Origin of the sequence: Pelagibacterium sp. 26DY04, assembly GCF_031202305.1 — a bacterium.
In the GTDB taxonomy this organism is placed as follows: Bacteria; Pseudomonadota; Alphaproteobacteria; order Rhizobiales; family Devosiaceae; genus Pelagibacterium.
The window spans coordinates 2184282-2202731 of sequence record NZ_CP101731.1 but is presented as its reverse complement, the minus strand read 5'-3'; the positions used below and the strand labels follow the sequence as shown (position 1 = coordinate 2202731).

Sequence of the window (18450 nt, the reverse complement as noted above, 5' to 3'; positions counted from 1 at the left end):
CAAGGCGGTAGTTCCTTTAAAAACCACTTGTCTCCCCGCGCCCAACCGGGTAAACGCCCCGGCAGTTCTAACTCTTGAATGTATGGTTGTGAGCAATGGGCAAGGAAAAATTCAGCCGCAGTAAGCCGCACGTGAACATTGGCACGATTGGTCACGTTGACCATGGCAAGACGTCTTTGACGGCAGCGATCACCAAGGTTCTGGCCGAGTCGGGTGGTGCGACGTTCACCTCGTATGACAACATCGACAAGGCGCCCGAAGAGAAGGCGCGCGGCATCACGATCTCGACCTCGCACGTCGAGTACGAGACCGCGAACCGGCACTATGCTCACGTGGACTGCCCCGGCCACGCCGACTATGTGAAGAACATGATCACCGGCGCGGCGCAGATGGACGGCGCGATCTTGGTGGTTTCGGCCGCTGACGGCCCGATGCCGCAGACCCGCGAGCACATCCTTCTGGCCCGCCAGGTCGGTGTGCCGGCGCTTGTGGTGTTCCTCAACAAGGTCGACCAGGTCGACGACGAGGAACTGCTCGAGCTGGTCGAGCTCGAAGTGCGCGAGCTGCTCTCCTCGTACGAATTCCCCGGTGACGACATTCCGATCACCAAGGGGAGCGCGCTGATGGCTCTTGAAGACAAGCGCCCCGAGATCGGCCGCGATGCGGTTCTGGCGCTGATGGAAACCGTCGACGCCTACATCCCGACTCCCGAGCGTCCGAAGGATCAGCCCTTCCTGATGCCGGTTGAAGACGTGTTCTCGATCTCGGGCCGCGGCACTGTTGTGACCGGCCGTGTCGAGCGTGGCGTGATCAAGGTTGGCGAGGAAGTCGAGATCGTCGGCATCAAGCCGACCCAGAAGACGACGGTGACCGGCGTCGAGATGTTCCGCAAGCTGCTCGATTCGGGTGAAGCTGGCGACAACATCGGCGCGCTGATCCGCGGTATCGACCGCAACCAGGTTGAGCGCGGCCAGGTGCTGTGCAAGCCCGGTTCGGTGACCCCGCACACCAAGTTCGAAGCCGAGGTCTACATTCTGACCAAGGAAGAGGGCGGCCGTCACACCCCGTTCTTCACCAACTACCGTCCGCAGTTCTACTTCCGGACCACTGACGTGACCGGTGTGGTGACGCTCAATGACGGTGTCGAGATGGTGATGCCGGGCGACAACGTGAAGATCAATGTCGAGCTGATCGTTCCGATCGCCATGGACGAAAAGCTGCGCTTCGCCATCCGCGAAGGCGGCCGTACCGTCGGGTCGGGCGTCGTCTCCAAAATCGTCGCTTAATCGGCGGCAAACGGTTTGAACGGGAAGGGCGGCCTCGGCCGCCCTTTTCTTTTTGTCCTTTTCGTCATCGATGGGACTTGCCACTGACCAGCTTTGCCATTAGACACGCCATCGACCTGTTCCACAGGTTCATACCGCGCCCTTGGTGGCGCTGCAGGGGTGTAGCTCAGTTGGTAGAGCATCGGTCTCCAAAACCGAGGGCCGGGGGTTCGAGTCCCTCCGCCCCTGCCATTTTCCTTCCAGTTTGAATCGCCTAAGCCGCCGCTCTACTCTGGGCGCTTGAACAGGCCGACATAGGTCGCCTTGCCGAGGATGTGCCCGTCCATGGCTTCCAGAACCGCCCTGCGGTTCTCGAATGGATCTTCGACCGGCTCGACATCCAGGCTGGTGTCGAGAGCATAGAGTTCGAACACGTAGTGGTGCAGGGGCCCCGCCGCCGGAGCGCCAGGGCCGCGATAGACCGGGCCGGTGGCGCTGGTCTGATAGCTGCCGTCCTCCAATTGCTCGCCACGCTCGACGCCTTCCGGGAGCATTGTGGTATCGGCCGGAATGTTCCAGACCAGCCAGTGAAGCTGATCTTCCAGCGTCATGTCGCGGACAACGTCGATGTCGTGCATATAGAGCACAAAGCTCTCAGTGCCCTCGGGCGGGTTCTCCCAAGAGATCTCAGGGGAGGTGCCTTCTCCCTCAGCGACCCCATCGGCGGCTTGGGAGAAATCAACGGGAATTTCTCCTCCGTCCTCGAAACCGGGAATGGATAGTACGAAGGGCGGAGGTGCTTGGGTGTCCTGCGCCGGTGCTCCCGCCGCTCCGGCGGTCATCAGGGTGATGCTCAGGAATGAGCTCAGAAATATGCTGCGCATTCTGTATCTCCATCGTGAGTTCAACGGTCCCCCGCCAAGGAGTACAATTCATGCGCCAAATAGGGTCAACGCCGCCCCCGGCAAAAACTGGTCGGCTAAGTAATTATAGTATTTTACGTTTTTTACCCGAAAACAAAGGAGGAGCGCGGTAGGGCCGGCTCCTCCTAATAACTTTAGGCTGCGAATGGACCGGGATCGTCCTCATCCGCATTCGCGCTCGCAAGCGCTAGCCCGGGGTCGTTGAAGACGGCGATCACCTGGAGTTGACGCTCCTGTCCATCCCGGGCTGTCCAGCCGATCGATTGGCCGGGGCTCAGGCCCAGAAGCGCTGTCCCGATAGGGGTGAGTACCGAAATGGCGCCCGAAGCGATATCCGCTTCGGCAGGAAGAACCAGGCGCACGGTACGTGTGCCTTCGTCACTGATGGCGTAGCTCACCGTCGATCCCATGCGCACGATGTTGGCGGGGATCGGATCGGCGATGGTCGCGCGTTCGAGTTCGCTCATCAAATCTTCGGCGGTTTCTCCGTGCCCGGCAGAGGCGAGGCGGCTGAGAAGTTCGAAATCGTCCTGGTTAACCAGGATGGCGGGCAATTGCCCGTGAGGTGCAAACAAGCTCATTGTTCACTCCATGAGTTATCGACCGCTCAAGCGGTCGTGAGAATCAAAATAGGGGAAGCGTCTGTTGGTCCGACTTGCTCGGAGGCATGACCCTAAGGTCATGCGACGCAAAGCATGACCTTAGGGTCGCGATCCCATCATGAGATGGCCGCGGCGGAGGCTGTCGAAGGAAAGGTCCGCAAGCTTTGTCATGGGGCTAAAGGTAAGCTGCCCGAAAACAAAGTCAATGGTATGTGTCGGCGAGAAGGGTTGCGATCGGTCCCGGATCTTCCTAAATGAAGAGCCTGTTTCCCCTTTTAGTCGTGGAGCCTTCATGGCCAAGCCCGTCCATTCGATGATCCGTGTCCTCGATGAGGAGCGTTCGGTTGATTTCTATCGCCGCGCCTTCGGGCTCGAGGTGCGCGACCGGCTGGAATTCGAGGGCTTTGCGCTTATCTATCTTCGCCATCCGACGGAATCCGAATTCGAGGTAGAGCTCACCGTCAACTTCGATCGCACCGAGCCCTATCAGTTGGGCGATGGCTATGGTCATCTGGCGGTGACGGTCGAGGATCTGGAAGCCGAGCATGCCCGCTTCAGGAAAGAGGGGCTCGATGTCGGCGATCTCAAGGACTTTCCTTATAAGGGGGCAGCCCTTCGCGCGCTTCTTTTTCGCCACTGACCCCGATGGGTATAAGATCGAGGTTATACAACGCCGCGGCAGGTTTGTTTGACAGCCTCATGGCCGGGCCAAAAAAGATGGTGCGAGGACTTGCGTTCGCACGCTGCAACGTCTAGATAGGCCACTCTTGGCCGTGCGACTCCTACTCGCGCGGCAATTGCTTATGGACTAAAAGCCCCAGATTTAACACCAGGTATCGAGCGGTATATGGCCCGGACTAATCCTTTTACGTTCTTTCAGCAGGTGCGTTCGGAAGTCGCCAAGGTCGTTTGGCCGACCCGGAACGAGACGCTGATCTCCACCGTGATGGTGCTGGCCATGGTGATCTTCGCGAGCCTTTTCTTTCTGGCCGCCGATCAGATCATCCAGTTCTTTGTCGGGTTAATTCTGTCCATTCGCTAAGGCGAAGCGGCGGATCAGGAGCGTAACAGCAGTATGGCCAAGCGTTGGTACATCGTTCAGGCGTATTCGAACTTCGAGCGCAAGGTTGCCGAGGACATTAAGCAGAAGGTTGTCTCCAACGGCCTTGATCATTTGTTCGACGATGTGCTGGTGCCGACCGAAAAGGTCACCGAGGTGCGTCGTGGCCGCAAGGTAGACGCCGAGCGTAAGTTTTTTCCCGGCTATGTGCTGGTCAAGATGGAGCTCACTGACGAGACGTTCCATCTGATCAAGAACACGCCGAAGGTCACCGGGTTCCTGGGCGCGGATAATAAGCCGCAGCCGATCTCGGAGCGCGAGGCAATGAGCATCCTGCAGCAGGTGCAGGAGGGTGTCGATCGTCCCAAGCCGTCCGTCAGCTTCGAGGTTGGCGAGAATGTGCGTGTGTCTGATGGCCCGTTCGCGAGCTTTTCGGGCGTGGTCGAGGAAGTGGACGAAGAGCGTTCGCGCCTCAAGGTCGAAGTTTCGATTTTCGGTCGGCCTACGCCGGTCGAGCTGGAATACGGTCAGGTAGAGAAGGTCTAGGCCGTCAGTCTCCCTAAGGAGGCTACACTGTGTGGGAGAGGGCGGCGGTTGCCATCCGTCGGGCAAACCTCGAACCACACCGTCACCAAATGGCCGCTTTGGCGGCGTATTGAAAGGAACGACAGATGGCAAAGAAGATTACAGGCTACATCAAGTTGCAGGTGCCTGCCGGCTCTGCGACCCCGTCGCCCCCGATCGGCCCGGCCCTTGGCCAGCGCGGTCTCAACATCATGGAATTCTGCAAGGCCTTCAACGCCGCTACGCAGGAAATGGAAAAGGGTGCTCCGATTCCGGTCGTGATCACCGCTTTCGCCGACAAGAGCTTCACCTTCGAAATGAAGCTGCCCCCGGTCACCTACTTCATCAAGAAGGCGATCAATCTCAAGTCCGGTTCCAAGAAGCCGGGTCACGACAGCGCCGGCAAGCTCACTGAAGCCCAGGTGCGCGAGATTGCCGAAAAGAAGATGAAGGACCTCAACGCGGATACCGTCGAAGCCGCGATGAGCATGGTTGCTGGTTCCGCCCGTTCCATGGGCCTGCAGGTCGAGGGTTAAGGGTTATGAGCAAGCTCGCAAAGCGCACGAAGTCCATTCGCGAAGGCATTGACCGCAAGAAGCTTTATGGCGTCGATGAGGCCATCAAGATGGTCAAGGAACGCGCTACGGCCAAGTTCGACGAAACCGTCGAAGTCGCCTTGAACCTGGGCGTTGATCCGCGTCACGCCGACCAGATGGTCCGCGGCGTCGTCAACCTTCCCAACGGCACGGGCAAGACCGTCCGCGTCGCCGTGTTCGCCAAGGATGCCAAGGCTGAAGAAGCCAAGGCCGCTGGTGCCGATATCGTGGGCGCCGACGATCTGGCTGCCGACATTCAGGCTGGCAAGATCGATTTCGATCGCTGCATCGCCACTCCGGACATGATGCCGCTGGTCGGTCGCCTCGGTAAGATTCTGGGCCCGCGCAACCTCATGCCGAACCCCAAGGTCGGCACCGTGACCCCCGACGTCGCCGGCGCCGTCAAGGCTGCCAAGGGCGGTGCCGTGGAGTTCCGCGTCGAAAAGGCCGGCATCATTCATGCCGGCGTGGGCAAGGCCTCGTTCACCGAAGCCCAGCTCGTCGAAAACATCAAGGCGCTTGCTGACGCCGTGACCAAGGCCAAGCCCTCGGGCGCCAAGGGCACCTACGTCAAGCGCGTCGCGGTTTCCTCGACCATGGGCGCCGGCGTCCATGTCGATCCCTCGTCGGTCCTCTAAGGCTGATCGAGAAACCAGTTTCGGGCGGTTCCGGCCGCCCGGGATGCCGGGAAGGGCGAAATCCCTTTCCGGTAAAGTCCTGTCCGAGACTGCGTGGTGATGGCGGCTTGCCATCCTAAGCGCCGGGGGCTCCCGGCAGCCACCAATAGATGGGGTGATGACCCGGACGAGATTTCCGCAATGCGGCTCGTTTTGGTTTGAACCGAACCGGTCCCTGGGGCGTGCCCCTCGATTGGTTTACAGGCACTGCACCGCTGCCCGATGGGTGGCTTATTGCAACGGGTTCGATCCATGAGGGATCGGGCCTAACTCGTGGAGAGTAGCAGTGGATAGAGCGGAAAAAGCTGAGGTCGTCTCCTCGCTCCAGCAGGCGTTTGCCGGCTCGGGCGCGGTTGTCGTCGCTCACTATGCCGGTCTGTCGGTGTCTGACTTCGAAAAGCTGCGTGTGCAGATGAAGCAGGCCGGTGGACAGGTTAAGGTCGCAAAGAACCGCCTTGCCAAGCTCGCTCTTAAGGAAACCGAAATCGCGGATTTCTCGGGTCTTCTGACTGGCCCGACGGTCCTTGCCTATTCGGAAGATCCCATCACGGCACCTCGTGTTGCCAAGAAGTTCGCCGATTCGAACTCCAAGTTCGTGATCCTCGGCGGCGCCATGGGTTCGACCGAGCTCGACGCCGAAGGCGTCAAGGCTCTGGCCGATCTGCCTTCGCTGGACGAACTGCGCGCAAAGCTCGCCGGTCTGCTCACGCAGCCTGCGGCCCAGATCGCACGTCTGGTCAAGGAACCGAGCGCATCCGTCGCTCGCGTTATCTCCGCTTATTCGGAAAAGGGCGCTGCATAAGGCGGCGCGACCATCCACGGTTCAAACTGAAACCAAGTACCCAAAGAAAAGGCTGATCAAATGGCTGATCTTGCAAAGCTCGTAGACGATTTGTCTGCACTGACCGTCCTGGAAGCTTCCGAGCTCTCCAAGATGCTCGAAGAGAAGTGGGGCGTTTCCGCCGCCGCTCCTGTTGCCGTTGCTGCTGCTGGTGGCGCTGCCGCCGGTGCCGCTCCGGCTGAAGAAAAGGACGAGTTCGACGTTGTCCTGACGTCGGCTGGTGACCAGAAGATCAACGTCATCAAGGAAGTCCGTGGCATCACCGGCCTCGGCCTCAAGGAAGCCAAGGACCTCGTCGAAGGCGCTCCCAAGGCTGTCAAGGAAGGTGTCAACAAGGCGGAAGCCGAAGACATCAAGGCAAAGCTCGAGGCCGCCGGCGCCAAGGTCGAACTCAAGTAAGTTCGTCTTTCGAGACGTTTTTCGGGATGGCCCACGGGCCATCCCGTTCCCGCTTCCGGAGTGTGATGGAAGCGGACGCCACCCTGCTTAGAAGGGCAGGGCGGAAGTTGCGGAACAGGCGGTGATCCCGGCAGGCCACTATCGGCCGGTATGCGATCCGCCAGACAACAACATAATGTCAGAAAGGGCACCTGTTCAAAGAACCGACGGCTGATTGTCGATTCTTTGAACAGTTGCCTCCGAGACGCTTCAAACGAGAGGAAACGGGTACATGGCTACCACGTTCAACGGGCGCCGCAAGGTGCGCAAGTCCTTTGGGTCCATTCGTGAAGTCACGGAGATGCCGAACCTGATCGAGGTCCAGAAGGCCTCGTACGATCAGTTCCTGATGGTCGATGAGCCCCAAGGCGGCCGCGGCGATGAAGGCCTGCAGTCGGTTTTCCGGTCGGTCTTCCCCATCACCGACTTCTCCAACACCGCCTCGCTCGAATTCGTGCGTTACGAATTCGAACAGCCCAAATACGACGTCGAGGAATGCCGCCAGCGCGACATGACTTTTGCCGCGCCGCTCAAGGTGACGCTGCGGCTGATCGTTTTCGAGGTCGATGAAGACACCGGCGCCCGGTCCGTCAAGGACATCAAGGAGCAGGACGTCTATATGGGCGACATGCCCTTCATGACCTCGAACGGCACCTTCATCGTCAACGGCACCGAGCGCGTCATCGTCTCCCAGATGCACCGCTCGCCCGGCGTGTTCTTCGATCACGACAAGGGCAAGACCCACTCCTCGGGCAAGCTGCTGTTTGCCGCGCGCATCATTCCCTATCGCGGTTCCTGGCTCGATATCGAATTCGACGCCAAGGACATCGTCTATGCGCGCATCGACCGCCGCCGCAAGATCCCGGTGACCTCGCTGCTCAAGGCCCTCGGTCTCGATGCCGAGGAAATCCTCGAGACCTATTACGACATCCAGACCTACACCAAGGGTGATAAGGGCTGGAACAAGCCGTTCGACGCCGACAAGATGAAGGGCACCAAGCCCGTTTTCGATCTGATCGACGCCAAGACCGGCGACGTCGTGCATGAAGGCGGTACGCGCCTGACCCAGCGCGCCGCAAAGAAGCTCGTGGAAGCCGGTGTCACGCACCTGCTCGCCACCGATGAAGACCTTTACGGCATGTACCTGGCCAGGGACATGGTCGATCTCTCCAATGGTGAGATCTTTGCCGAAGCCGGTGACGAAATCGACGAAAAGCTGCTTGCGGCGCTGGTCGACAAGGGCTTCGACGAGTTGCCGATCCTCGACATAGACCACGTCAATGTCGGCGCCTATATCCGCAACACGTTGGCCGTGGACAAGAACGAGACCCGCGAGGACGCTCTGTTCGATATCTACCGCGTCATGCGTCCGGGCGAGCCGCCCACCGTGGAAACTGCCGAAGCGATGTTCAATTCGCTGTTCTTCGATTCCGAGCGCTACGACCTCTCCTCGGTCGGTCGCGTCAAGATGAACATGCGTCTCGACCTCGAAGCCGAAGACACCGTGCGCGTTCTGCGCAAGGAAGATATCGTTGCGGTCGTGCGTACGCTCGTCGAACTGCGCGACGGCAAGGGCGAAATCGACGATATCGACAATCTCGGCAACCGCCGCGTGCGTTCGGTGGGCGAGCTGATGGAAAACCACTATCGCCTCGGCCTGCTGCGCATGGAACGCGCCATCAAGGAGCGCATGAGCTCGGTCGAGATCGATACGGTCATGCCGCAGGATTTGATCAACGCCAAGCCGGCTGCTGCCGCTGTGCGCGAGTTCTTCGGCTCGTCCCAGCTTTCGCAGTTCATGGACCAGATCAACCCGCTCTCGGAAATCACCCACAAGCGTCGTCTTTCGGCGCTCGGGCCGGGTGGTCTTACCCGCGAGCGTGCAGGCTTTGAAGTCCGCGACGTTCACGTCACGCACTATGGCCGCATCTGCCCGATCGAAACGCCGGAAGGCCCGAACATCGGCCTGATCAACTCTCTGGCCACCTTCGCCCGCGTCAACAAGTACGGGTTCATCGAAACCCCGTACCGCAAGGTCGTGGATGGCAAGGTGACCGACGAGGTCGTCTATCTCTCGGCGATGGAAGAGGCCAAGCACCACGTTGCCCAGGCCAACGCCAATGTCGACGCTGACGGCAAGTTCGCCAACGAGATGGTCGTGGCCCGTCACGCCGGCGAGCCTTCGCTCACCCCGCGCGAGATGGTCGATCTGATGGACGTTTCGCCCAAGCAGGTCGTTTCGGTTGCCGCTTCGCTCATTCCGTTCCTGGAAAACGACGACGCCAACCGCGCTCTCATGGGCTCGAACATGCAGCGTCAGGCCGTGCCGCTTCTGCGTGCCGAAGCCCCGTTCGTGGGTACCGGCATGGAGTCGGTCGTGGCGCGTGACTCCGGCGCCGCCATTGCTGCCCGCCGCAGCGGTATCGTCGATCAGGTGGATGCGACCCGTATCGTTATCCGCGCGACCGAAGAAACCGATGCGTCCAAGTCCGGCGTCGACATCTACAACCTGATGAAGTTCCAGCGCTCTAACCAGTCGACCTGCATCAACCAGCGTCCGCTGGTGGTTGTCGGCGATCATGTCCAGGCTGGCGACATCATCGCCGATGGTCCTTCGACCGAACTGGGCGATCTGGCCCTGGGCCGCAACGTGCTCGTCGCGTTCATGCCCTGGAACGGCTACAACTTCGAAGACTCGATCCTGCTCTCTGAAAAGATCGTTCAGGATGACGTCTTCACCTCGATCCACATCGAGGAATATGAAGTCATGGCCCGCGACACCAAGCTCGGTCCGGAAGAAATCACCCGCGATATCCCGAACGTTTCGGAAGAAGCGCTCAAGAATCTAGACGAAGCGGGCATTGTCCACATCGGCGCCGAGGTCCAGGCTGGTGATATCCTGGTCGGCAAGATCACGCCCAAGGGCGAAAGCCCGATGACGCCGGAAGAAAAGCTCCTGCGTGCCATCTTCGGTGAAAAGGCGTCCGACGTTCGCGATACCTCGCTCCGCATGCCGCCGGGCGATGCCGGCATCGTCGTGGAAGTCCGCGTCTTCAACCGGCACGGCATCGACAAGGACGAGCGTGCCATGGCCATCGAGCGTGAGGAAATCGAGCGCTTGGCCAAGGACCGCGACGACGAGCAGTCGATCCTCGACCGCAACGTCTATGCGCGTTTGAAGGAAATGCTGTTCGGCAAGGCCGCGACCTCGGGTCCCAAGGGCTATGTCGCGGGCACCAAGCTCAACGACTCGATCTTTGACGCTCATGCCCGCTCCAAGTGGTGGCAGTTCGCCGTCGAAGACGACAAGCTGATGAGCGAGATCGAAGCCCTGCAGGCGCAGTATGACGAATCTCGTCGTCTGCTCGAGCAGCGTTTCATCGACAAGGTCGACAAGCTCCAGCGCGGTGACGAACTTCCGCCGGGCGTGATGAAGATGGTCAAGGTCTTCGTTGCGACCAAGCGCAAGATCCAGTCGGGCGACAAGATGGCCGGCCGTCACGGGAACAAGGGTGTGGTGTCGCGCATCATGCCGGTCGAGGACATGCCGTTCCTCGAAGATGGTACCCATGTGGATATCGTGCTCAACCCGCTCGGCGTGCCTTCGCGCATGAACGTGGGCCAGATCCTGGAAACCCATCTGGGCTGGGCTGCTCGTGGCATGGGCCGCAAGATCGACGCCATGATGGATGCCTATCGGCAGTCCAAGGACGTGACGCCGCTCAAGAAGGAAATCTCCGCTCTTTATGACGGCGACGAATTCGTGGGCGATCTGGACGACGACAGCGTCGTTCGTCTCGGCCAGCAGATCTCCAAGGGTGTTTCCATCGCAACGCCGGTGTTCGACGGTGCCAAGGAAGCCGATATCGTCCAGATGCTGGAACAGGCCGGACTCGATGGCTCGGGTCAGTCCACGCTCTATGATGGGCGTACTGGCGATGCCTTCGACCGTAAGGTGACCGTGGGCTACATCTATATGCTCAAGCTCAACCACCTTGTGGACGACAAGATCCACGCCCGTTCGATCGGCCCCTACAGCCTAGTCACCCAGCAGCCGCTCGGTGGTAAGGCCCAGTTCGGTGGTCAGCGTTTCGGTGAGATGGAGGTGTGGGCGCTCGAAGCTTACGGTGCCGCTTACACCTTGCAGGAAATGCTCACCGTCAAGTCGGACGACGTTGCCGGCCGTACCAAGGTCTATGAGGCCATTGTGCGTGGCGACGACACCTTCGAAGCGGGCATCCCCGAGAGCTTCAACGTTCTCGTCAAGGAAATCCGTTCGCTGGGTCTCAACGTCGAATTGACCGACATGGAAGCGGACAATGACGAGCCGGGTGGCGATCCCGAACTCGCACCTCCTGCGGACGCGGCGGAATAATCCGCCGCTTCCAACTGGCCGGAGCGTACCTATATAGGGCGCTTCCGGCCTGAACCGATTGCTTTTGCCTCGCAGTGCGCTCGCTCCAGCAGCGCTGTCGGGGCATCAAGGAGACAAAGATGAATCATCATCAGCACGTCATGGATCCGTTCAACTCGCAGGCGGCTGCGCCGACTTTCGATCAGATCAAGATCAACATCGCGAGCCCGGAAAAGATCCTGTCGTGGTCTTACGGCGAAATCAAAAAGCCTGAGACCATCAACTACCGCACGTTCAAGCCCGAGCGTGACGGCTTGTTCTGCGCGCGTATCTTCGGCCCGACCAAGGACTATGAGTGCTTGTGCGGCAAGTACAAGCGCATGAAGTTCAAGGGCGTCATCTGCGAAAAGTGCGGTGTGGAAGTCACCCTCAGCCGCGTTCGCCGCGAGCGCATGGGCCATATCGAGCTCGCCGCTCCGGTCGCTCACATCTGGTTCCTGAAGTCGCTGCCCTCCCGCATCTCCCAGCTTCTCGACATGACGCTGAAGGATGTGGAACGCATTCTGTACTTCGAGAACTATGTGGTGATCGAGCCGGGCCTGACCCCGTTCACCCAGCACCAGCTCATCACTGAAGAAGAGTATCTCGACGCTCAGGACAATTACGGTCCGGACGCCTTCACTGCCATGATCGGCGCAGAAGCGGTGCGTGAGATGCTGGCCGCGCTCGACCTCGACAAGCTCGCCGCCGACCTGCGCGTCGAGATCGCCGAGTCGACCACCGAGCTCAAGCCCAAGAAGCTCGCCAAGCGTTTGAAGATCGTCGAGCAGTTCATCGTTTCGGGCAACAAGCCCGAATGGATGATCATGACCGTCATTCCGGTGATCCCACCGGAACTGCGTCCGCTCGTTCCGCTCGATGGCGGCCGGTTCGCTACGTCCGATCTCAACGACCTCTACCGTCGTGTGATCAATCGTAACAATCGTCTCAAGCGCCTCATCGAGCTGCGCGCGCCCGACATCATCATCCGCAACGAAAAGCGTATGCTCCAGGAGGCCGTCGACGCCCTGTTCGACAATGGCCGCCGTGGCCGCACCATCACCGGTGCCAACAAGCGTCCGCTCAAGTCGCTGTCAGATATGCTCAAGGGCAAGCAGGGCCGGTTCCGCCAGAACCTGCTCGGCAAGCGCGTCGACTATTCCGGCCGTTCGGTCATCACCGTGGGTCCGGAACTCAAGCTCCACCAGTGCGGCCTGCCCAAGAAGATGGCGCTCGAGCTGTTCAAGCCCTTCATCTATTCGCGTCTCGACGCGAAGGGCCTGTCCTCGACCGTCAAGCAGGCAAAGAAGCTGGTTGAAAAGGAAAAGCCCGAAGTCTGGGATATCCTCGACGAAGTGATCCGCGAGCACCCGGTTCTCCTGAACCGTGCGCCCACGCTTCACCGCCTTGGCATCCAGGCGTTCGAGCCGATCCTGATCGAGGGCAAGGCCATCCAGCTTCACCCGCTGGTCTGCGCCGCGTTCAACGCCGACTTCGACGGCGACCAGATGGCCGTTCACGTGCCGCTGAGCCTGGAAGCCCAGCTCGAAGCCCGTGTGCTGATGATGTCGACCAACAACATCCTGCACCCGGCCAATGGTCAGCCGATCATCGTGCCGAGCCAGGACATCGTGCTTGGTCTCTACTACGTCTCGATCATGGCCGAGGGCGAGCCCGGCGAAGGCATGGCGTTCTCGTCCATGTCCGAGCTCGAGCATGCGCTTGAGAACAAGTCGGTCACGCTGCACACCAAGATCAAGGGCCGCGTCAAGACGCTCGATGCCGAAGGCAATGTGGTTTCCGCGATCGTCGAAACCACGCCGGGCCGCATGATGCTGGGGCAGATCCTGCCCAAGGGCGTGCCGTTCGAGGTGGTCAACCAGCTCATGACCAAGAAGAACATCTCCAAGGTCATCGACACGGTTTACCGTGCCTGTGGCCAGAAGGAGACCGTGATCTTCTGTGACCGCATCATGGATCTGGGCTTCAAGCAGGCCTGCCGCGCCGGCATCTCGTTCGGCAAGGACGACATGGTGATCCCGGATTCGAAGGCCAAGATCGTGGGCGATACCCGTCGTCAGGTCGAGGAGTTCGAGCAGCAATACAATGACGGCCTCATCACCCATGGTGAGAAGTACAACAAAGTCGTCGACGCCTGGGCCAAGTGCGGTGACAAGGTCGCCGAGGAGATGATGAAGCGCATCTCTGCTCACGAGAAGGACGACAACGGCCGCTCGCGTCAGATCAACTCGGTCTATATGATGAGCCACTCCGGCGCCCGTGGTTCGGTCGCCCAGATGAAGCAGCTCGCCGGCATGCGCGGCCTCATGGCCAAGCCGTCGGGCGAAATCATCGAGACCCCGGTGATCTCGAACTTCAAGGAAGGCCTGACCGTTCTCGAGTACTTCAACTCGACCCACGGCGCCCGTAAGGGTCTGGCCGACACCGCGCTCAAGACCGCGAACTCGGGTTACCTGACCCGCCGTCTCGTGGACGTGGCGCAGGACGCGATCATCACCGCTGACGATTGCGGTACCGAGCGCGGCCTGACCATGGAAGCGATCGTCGACTCCGGTCAGGTGGTCGCCTCGCTTGGCCAGCGTATTCTGGGCCGCGTTTCGGCCGACGACATCTACGTCCCCGGTACCGACGACGTTCTTGTCGCCAAGGGTACGCTGATGGACGAAGCGGATGTCGAAAAGATCGAGGCTGCCAAGGTCCAGTCGGTGCGCATCCGCTCGCCGCTGACCTGCGAGGTTCGCCAGGGCACCTGCGCGACCTGCTATGGCCGTGATCTTGCCCGCGGTACCCCCGTCAACATGGGCGAAGCGGTCGGCGTCATCGCGGCTCAGTCGATCGGTGAACCGGGCACCCAGCTCACCATGCGCACGTTCCACATCGGTGGTACGGCCCAGGTGGTGGACAACTCTTATCTCGAGGCCGGTGCCGAGGGTAAGATCGCGTTCCGCAACAAGAACATTGCGACCAACTCGGACGGCCACATCGTCGTCATGGGTCGCAACGTCTCCATCGTCATCGTTGATACCGATAGCAAGGAACGCGCCGTTCACAAGCTCGGTTATGGTTCGCGTCTGCGGGTCAACGAGGGCGATCAGGTCAAGCGCGGCCAGCGTCTGGCCGAGTGGGATCCGTACACCCGTCCGGTCCTGACCGAGGTCGAGGGCGAGGTGATCTTCGAGGATCTGGTCGATGGGGCTTCGGTCTCCGAGCAGACCGACGAGACCACCGGCTTCACCAAGCGTCTGGTCATCGACTGGCGTTCCAGCCAGCGCGGCGACGGGCTTAAGCCCGCCATCGCCGTCGGTTCGAAGGGGCAGCCCTTCAAGACCGATCGTGGCACCGATGCTCGGTACCTGATGAGCGTGGATGCGGTCATCGCCGTCGAGCCGGGCACCCGCGTTGCCCCCGGCGACGTCCTTGCCCGTATTCCGCTCGAAAGCGCCAAGACCAAGGACATCACCGGCGGTCTGCCGCGTGTGGCCGAACTGTTCGAGGCTCGCCGTCCGAAGGATCACGCGATCATTGCCGAAATCGATGGCACGATCCGCTTCGGTCGCGACTACAAGAACAAGCGTCGCATCATCATCGAGCCGAACGATGAGAGCCTGGAGCCGGTCGAGTACCTCATCCCGAAGGGCAAGCCGTTCCACCTGCAGGAAGGCGATCCGATCGAGCGGGGCGAGTATATCCTGGACGGCAACCCGGCACCGCATGACATCCTTGCCATCAAGGGCGTCGAGGAGCTGGCCAAGTATCTCGTCAACGAGATCCAGGAGGTCTATCGCCTGCAGGGCGTGTTGATCAACGACAAGCACATCGAGGTGATCGTTCGCCAGATGCTGCAAAAGGTCGAGATCACCGAGCCCGGCGAGTCCGGCCTGCTCAAGGAAGAGCAGATCGACCGCATCGACTTCGACGAGCTCAACGAACAGCTCGTTGCCGATGGCAAGAAGCCCGCGGAGGCCGTTCCGGTCCTGCTCGGCATCACCAAGGCGTCGCTGCAGACTCGTTCCTTCGTCTCGGCCGCGTCCTTCCAGGAGACGACCCGCGTCCTCACCGAGGCCGCCGTCTCGGGCAAGGCCGACCTGCTCGAAGGCCTCAAGGAGAACGTCATCGTCGGCCGTCTCATTCCGGCCGGTACGGGTGCTCGCATCTCCAATGTGCGCCAGATCGCGACCAAGCGCGACGACCTCATTCTCGAAGAGCGTCGCCGCCAGGCCGAAACGGTTGCCATCCCGGCGCCCGAGGCCATGCCGGAAGCTCCGGCCGAATAAGGTCGCAAGCATCGTAACAATAGGAAAATGGGGGCTCCGGCCCCCATTTTTATTGCGCGCGGCGATGTCGCAAAACCGCCATCGATCCGTCAAGCAACGGTAAACGGCCTGTCACAGGGCGGGACTTAAATCCTCGCGGTTTTTGATCCGTTGTCAGGAGGCACCCCCGTGGTCCGACAGTCCTTGTTATCGTTCGTTTCCCTTTTTGCTCTCGGCGCAGCCGCCCATGCGCAGGATGCGCAGGAATTTTCCGCCGTGCTGCTCGAGCATGCCCGGGTCCCGGCCCAGACCTTTCTTCCAGCCCCGGCCGATGCACCCGTCAGCCTCAACATTTCCGGCCGCTTTGCCGGCGGTGAGCGCAGCGAAGCGCCGTACAGCGTGATCGACGCCAATTCCGGTCTCGGCCGTCCGTTCCCCGGCCAGCCGCTGCAGGGCTTTTCGGGCATCCGCTCGCTGGGCGACGATCGCTTCCTGGTGCTCACCGACAACGGGTTCGGTTCGAAATACAATTCGTCCGATGCCATGCTGATGTTCAACATCCTGGTACCCGATTGGGAAACGGGGCAGGTCGCTGTTGAAGAAACGATCTTCCTTTCCGATCCCGACCGGGTCGTTCCGTTCCCGATCACCAACGAACATACCGACACCCGCTATCTCACCGGTGCCGATTTCGATCCTGAATCCATTCAGCCGGTCGGCGATCATTATTGGATCGGCGACGAGTTCGGCCCCTGGCTGATCGAGGTCGACGAGGACGGCGTGGTTCAGCAGGTTTTCGCCACCGAGCCGGGCGGTGAATTGCTGCGCAGCCCCGACAATTTCTTTGTCGGTTCGGTCAATCCCGGTGCCGGCCAACCCGAGAACCTGCGCACCTTTGGTTCCGGCGGTTATGAGGGCATGGCGCTGGGCGAAGACGGCACCACGCTCTACCCGCTATTGGAAAAGCCGATCTGGATGCCGGAAGAGGGCGCGCAGGAAACCATCGACGGCGCATCCGTGCTGCGCATGTTCGAATTCGACACCGAAGAGGGCGAGTGGAGCGAAGTGATCCGCTATTATCCGCTCGAAGACCCCACCCATGCGATTGGTGATTTCAACATCATCGAGGGCACCCGCGCCCTGATTATCGAGCGCGACGGCCGCGAGGGCGACCCCCGCGACGAGAGTGTTGAAAATCCCGCTCAGTTCAAGCGCATCTATCTTGTCGATCTCGAACGCACCGACGAAAGCGGCGTTCTGGAAAAGATCGCCTATATCGACCTCATGAACATCGAGGATCCCGATGGCGTCGCTCCGCGCGGCACGATCGAGGGTGTCTTCAACTTCCCGTTCGTCACCATCGAGGATGTCGACCGCGTCGATGAGACCACCATCGTTGTCGCCAACGACAACAACTATCCCGGTTCGGTGGGCCGCGAAGCGGGCCGTGCCGACGACAACGAGATCATCCTTCTCGACGTCGCCGATTTCCTCGCTGCTGAGTAGCGGCAAAGCAAAACGTTGGGGAAGGGGCCTTCGGGCCCTTTTCTTTTTGTTTACCTTCAATCAACCTCTTGATTGCGCGGTTCGGCCCCCCATATCCCGCCATGCACGAAGTGCAGGGCAGGTGATCAGCAGGGCTCTGCGGCTTTTTTCCCGGAAAGCCTTGACGATTCTGAATCAACCCAGTAATACCCGCCCTACCTAAGCGGTCGGTCGTGATCCGGCACCGAATGCGAAGCGCCCAATGCGACGCATTCAAGCCGATCAAACACACTGTCGGGTAGTTAGACGCAACAAGTCTTGGGCGCATGATTGCTTCCGGTTCGGAGGTGATCCTCTGCATTCTTGGCGCCGCCGGTTCCGTACGGAAGTCCGGGCAGGCGCCGCTCGCTTGTTATGTCGACAAGGATTTTGTTTGTACGGATGAAAAGAGGGTTCGAGCGATATGCCGACCATTAATCAGCTGATCCGCAAGCCCCGGCAGGCCAAGCCGAAGCGGAACAAGGTTCCGGCGATGGAGGCCAACCCGCAGAAGCGCGGTGTTTGCACGCGTGTCTATACGACGACCCCCAAGAAGCCGAACTCGGCTCTGCGTCGTGTGGCCAAGGTGCGCCTGGTCAATCAGCGTGAAGTTATTACCTACATCCCCGGCGAGGGTCACAACCTGCAGGAGCACTCTGTTGTGCTGATCCGCGGCGGCCGTGTGCGCGACCTTCCGGGCGTGCGTTATCACGTGCTGCGCGGCGTGCTGGACACCCAGTCGGTGAAGGATCGCAAGCAGCGTCGTTCGAAGTACGGCGCGAAGCGGCCGAAATAAGGAGATCTGTGAGCTATGTCCCGTCGGCATCGTGCAGAAAAGCGTGAGATCAACCCCGATCCCAAGTTCGGTGATCTGGTTGTCTCCAAGTTCATGAATTCGCTCATGAAGGACGGCAAGAAGTCTGCCGCCGAGAGCATTGTCTATGGCGCATTCGAAGTTATCGAGGAGCGGACCAAGCAGGACCCCATCCAGGTGTTCCATGGCGCTCTCGACAACATCCGTCCGGCCGTTGAAGTTCGTTCCCGCCGTGTTGGTGGCGCGACTTACCAGGTTCCGGTCGAAGTCCGTGCCGACCGCCAGCAGGCTCTCGCCATCCGCTGGTTGATCGATGCTGCGCGCAAGCGTGGCGAGCAGACCATGGTTGGCCGTCTTTCGGGCGAACTGATGGATGCCATGAATGGCCGTGGTCAGGCGGTCAAGAAGCGCGAAGACACGCACCGTATGGCTGACGCCAACCGCGCGTTCTCGCACTACCGCTGGTAAGGAAGACGATC

General features: G+C 60.4%; 14 protein-coding genes, 1 tRNA gene and 1 pseudogene. 14 read left to right on the top strand and 2 right to left on the bottom strand.

The window, feature by feature from the left end:
• Positions 1 to 95 precede the first annotated feature (95 nt).
• Positions 96 to 1286, top strand: coding sequence for an elongation factor Tu (gene tuf / locus NO932_RS10805; RefSeq protein ID WP_309160979.1), 1191 nt, complete (start codon positions 96 to 98; stop codon positions 1284 to 1286).
• Between the two features lie 155 nt (positions 1287 to 1441).
• Positions 1442 to 1517, top strand: a tRNA-Trp gene (locus tag NO932_RS10800).
• 35 nt (positions 1518 to 1552) lie between these two features.
• Here the strand turns inward: NO932_RS10800 and NO932_RS10795 are convergent.
• Together NO932_RS10795 and rnk are read right to left on the bottom strand one after the other, a co-directional pair.
• Positions 1553 to 2149 carry a YbhB/YbcL family Raf kinase inhibitor-like protein gene (locus NO932_RS10795; protein ID WP_309160980.1) on the bottom strand — a complete coding sequence of 199 codons (597 nt, stop codon included), beginning with the start codon at positions 2147 to 2149 and terminating at the stop codon, positions 1553 to 1555.
• A 173-nt stretch (positions 2150 to 2322) separates the two neighbouring features.
• Complete coding sequence (gene rnk / locus NO932_RS10790) at positions 2323 to 2769, bottom strand: nucleoside diphosphate kinase regulator (protein ID WP_375142735.1); 447 nt, start codon at positions 2767 to 2769, stop codon at positions 2323 to 2325.
• 313 nt (positions 2770 to 3082) lie between these two features.
• Between rnk and NO932_RS10785 the strand changes: the two are divergent.
• The 12 genes and pseudogenes from NO932_RS10785 (at position 3083) to rpsG (ending at position 18439) form a co-directional block, all read left to right on the top strand.
• A pseudogene (locus NO932_RS10785) lies at positions 3083 to 3482 on the top strand (VOC family protein).
• A 155-nt stretch (positions 3483 to 3637) separates the two neighbouring features.
• Complete coding sequence (gene secE / locus NO932_RS10780; protein ID WP_309160983.1) at positions 3638 to 3832, top strand: preprotein translocase subunit SecE; 195 nt, start codon at positions 3638 to 3640, stop codon at positions 3830 to 3832.
• Between the two features lie 33 nt (positions 3833 to 3865).
• Positions 3866 to 4396 (top strand): transcription termination/antitermination protein NusG, encoded by a 531-nt coding sequence (nusG, locus tag NO932_RS10775; RefSeq protein WP_309160984.1) that lies wholly within the window; start codon positions 3866 to 3868, stop codon positions 4394 to 4396.
• 125 nt (positions 4397 to 4521) lie between these two features.
• The gene (gene rplK / locus NO932_RS10770) at positions 4522 to 4950 is read left to right on the top strand and encodes a 50S ribosomal protein L11 (RefSeq protein ID WP_309160985.1); all 429 of its coding nucleotides are present in this window, start codon (positions 4522 to 4524) and stop codon (positions 4948 to 4950) included.
• Positions 4951 to 4955: 5 nt separating this feature from the next.
• Positions 4956 to 5648: a 50S ribosomal protein L1 gene (gene rplA, locus NO932_RS10765; RefSeq protein ID WP_309160986.1), complete on the top strand. Its 693-nt coding sequence runs from the start codon at positions 4956 to 4958 to the stop codon at positions 5646 to 5648.
• 325 nt (positions 5649 to 5973) lie between these two features.
• Complete coding sequence (gene rplJ, locus NO932_RS10760) at positions 5974 to 6489, top strand: 50S ribosomal protein L10 (protein WP_309160987.1); 516 nt, start codon at positions 5974 to 5976, stop codon at positions 6487 to 6489.
• 60 nt (positions 6490 to 6549) lie between these two features.
• Positions 6550 to 6927 carry a 50S ribosomal protein L7/L12 gene (rplL, locus tag NO932_RS10755; protein WP_309160988.1) on the top strand — a complete coding sequence of 126 codons (378 nt, stop codon included), beginning with the start codon at positions 6550 to 6552 and terminating at the stop codon, positions 6925 to 6927.
• A 271-nt stretch (positions 6928 to 7198) separates the two neighbouring features.
• On the top strand, positions 7199 to 11341 hold the full coding sequence (rpoB, locus tag NO932_RS10750) for a DNA-directed RNA polymerase subunit beta (protein WP_309207362.1): 4143 nt from the start codon (positions 7199 to 7201) through the stop codon (positions 11339 to 11341).
• A 119-nt stretch (positions 11342 to 11460) separates the two neighbouring features.
• Entirely contained in the window at positions 11461 to 15654 is a 4194-nt protein-coding gene (rpoC, locus tag NO932_RS10745) for a DNA-directed RNA polymerase subunit beta' (protein WP_309207360.1), read from the top strand.
• Positions 15655 to 15822: 168 nt separating this feature from the next.
• Positions 15823 to 17139 carry an esterase-like activity of phytase family protein gene (locus NO932_RS10740; protein ID WP_309207359.1) on the top strand — a complete coding sequence of 439 codons (1317 nt, stop codon included), beginning with the start codon at positions 15823 to 15825 and terminating at the stop codon, positions 17137 to 17139.
• Positions 17140 to 17581: 442 nt separating this feature from the next.
• Positions 17582 to 17953 (top strand): 30S ribosomal protein S12, encoded by a 372-nt coding sequence (gene rpsL, locus NO932_RS10735; RefSeq protein WP_041528652.1) that lies wholly within the window; start codon positions 17582 to 17584, stop codon positions 17951 to 17953.
• 15 nt (positions 17954 to 17968) lie between these two features.
• A complete protein-coding gene (gene rpsG / locus NO932_RS10730; protein ID WP_309207358.1) occupies positions 17969 to 18439 on the top strand; it encodes a 30S ribosomal protein S7 in 471 nt (156 codons plus the stop codon).
• Positions 18440 to 18450: the final 11 nt, after the last annotated feature.

Excerpts from the sequence above, each read along its gene's own strand:
- tuf (WP_309160979.1), top strand. The coding sequence starts at position 96 with ATGGGCAAGGAAAAATTCAGCCGCAGTAAGCCGCACGTGAACATTGGC.
- secE (WP_309160983.1), top strand. The coding sequence starts at position 3,638 with ATGGCCCGGACTAATCCTTTTACGTTCTTTCAGCAGGTGCGTTCGGAA.
- NO932_RS10795 (WP_309160980.1), bottom strand. The coding sequence starts at position 2,149 with ATGCGCAGCATATTTCTGAGCTCATTCCTGAGCATCACCCTGATGACC.
- rplL (WP_309160988.1), top strand. The coding sequence starts at position 6,550 with ATGGCTGATCTTGCAAAGCTCGTAGACGATTTGTCTGCACTGACCGTC.
- rplA (WP_309160986.1), top strand. The coding sequence starts at position 4,956 with ATGAGCAAGCTCGCAAAGCGCACGAAGTCCATTCGCGAAGGCATTGAC.
- rpsL (WP_041528652.1), top strand. The coding sequence starts at position 17,582 with ATGCCGACCATTAATCAGCTGATCCGCAAGCCCCGGCAGGCCAAGCCG.
- rpoC (WP_309207360.1), top strand. The coding sequence starts at position 11,461 with ATGAATCATCATCAGCACGTCATGGATCCGTTCAACTCGCAGGCGGCT.
- rplK (WP_309160985.1), top strand. The coding sequence starts at position 4,522 with ATGGCAAAGAAGATTACAGGCTACATCAAGTTGCAGGTGCCTGCCGGC.
- nusG (WP_309160984.1), top strand. The coding sequence starts at position 3,866 with ATGGCCAAGCGTTGGTACATCGTTCAGGCGTATTCGAACTTCGAGCGC.
- rnk (WP_375142735.1), bottom strand. The coding sequence starts at position 2,769 with ATGAGCTTGTTTGCACCTCACGGGCAATTGCCCGCCATCCTGGTTAAC.
- rpoB (WP_309207362.1), top strand. The coding sequence starts at position 7,199 with ATGGCTACCACGTTCAACGGGCGCCGCAAGGTGCGCAAGTCCTTTGGG.
- rpsG (WP_309207358.1), top strand. The coding sequence starts at position 17,969 with ATGTCCCGTCGGCATCGTGCAGAAAAGCGTGAGATCAACCCCGATCCC.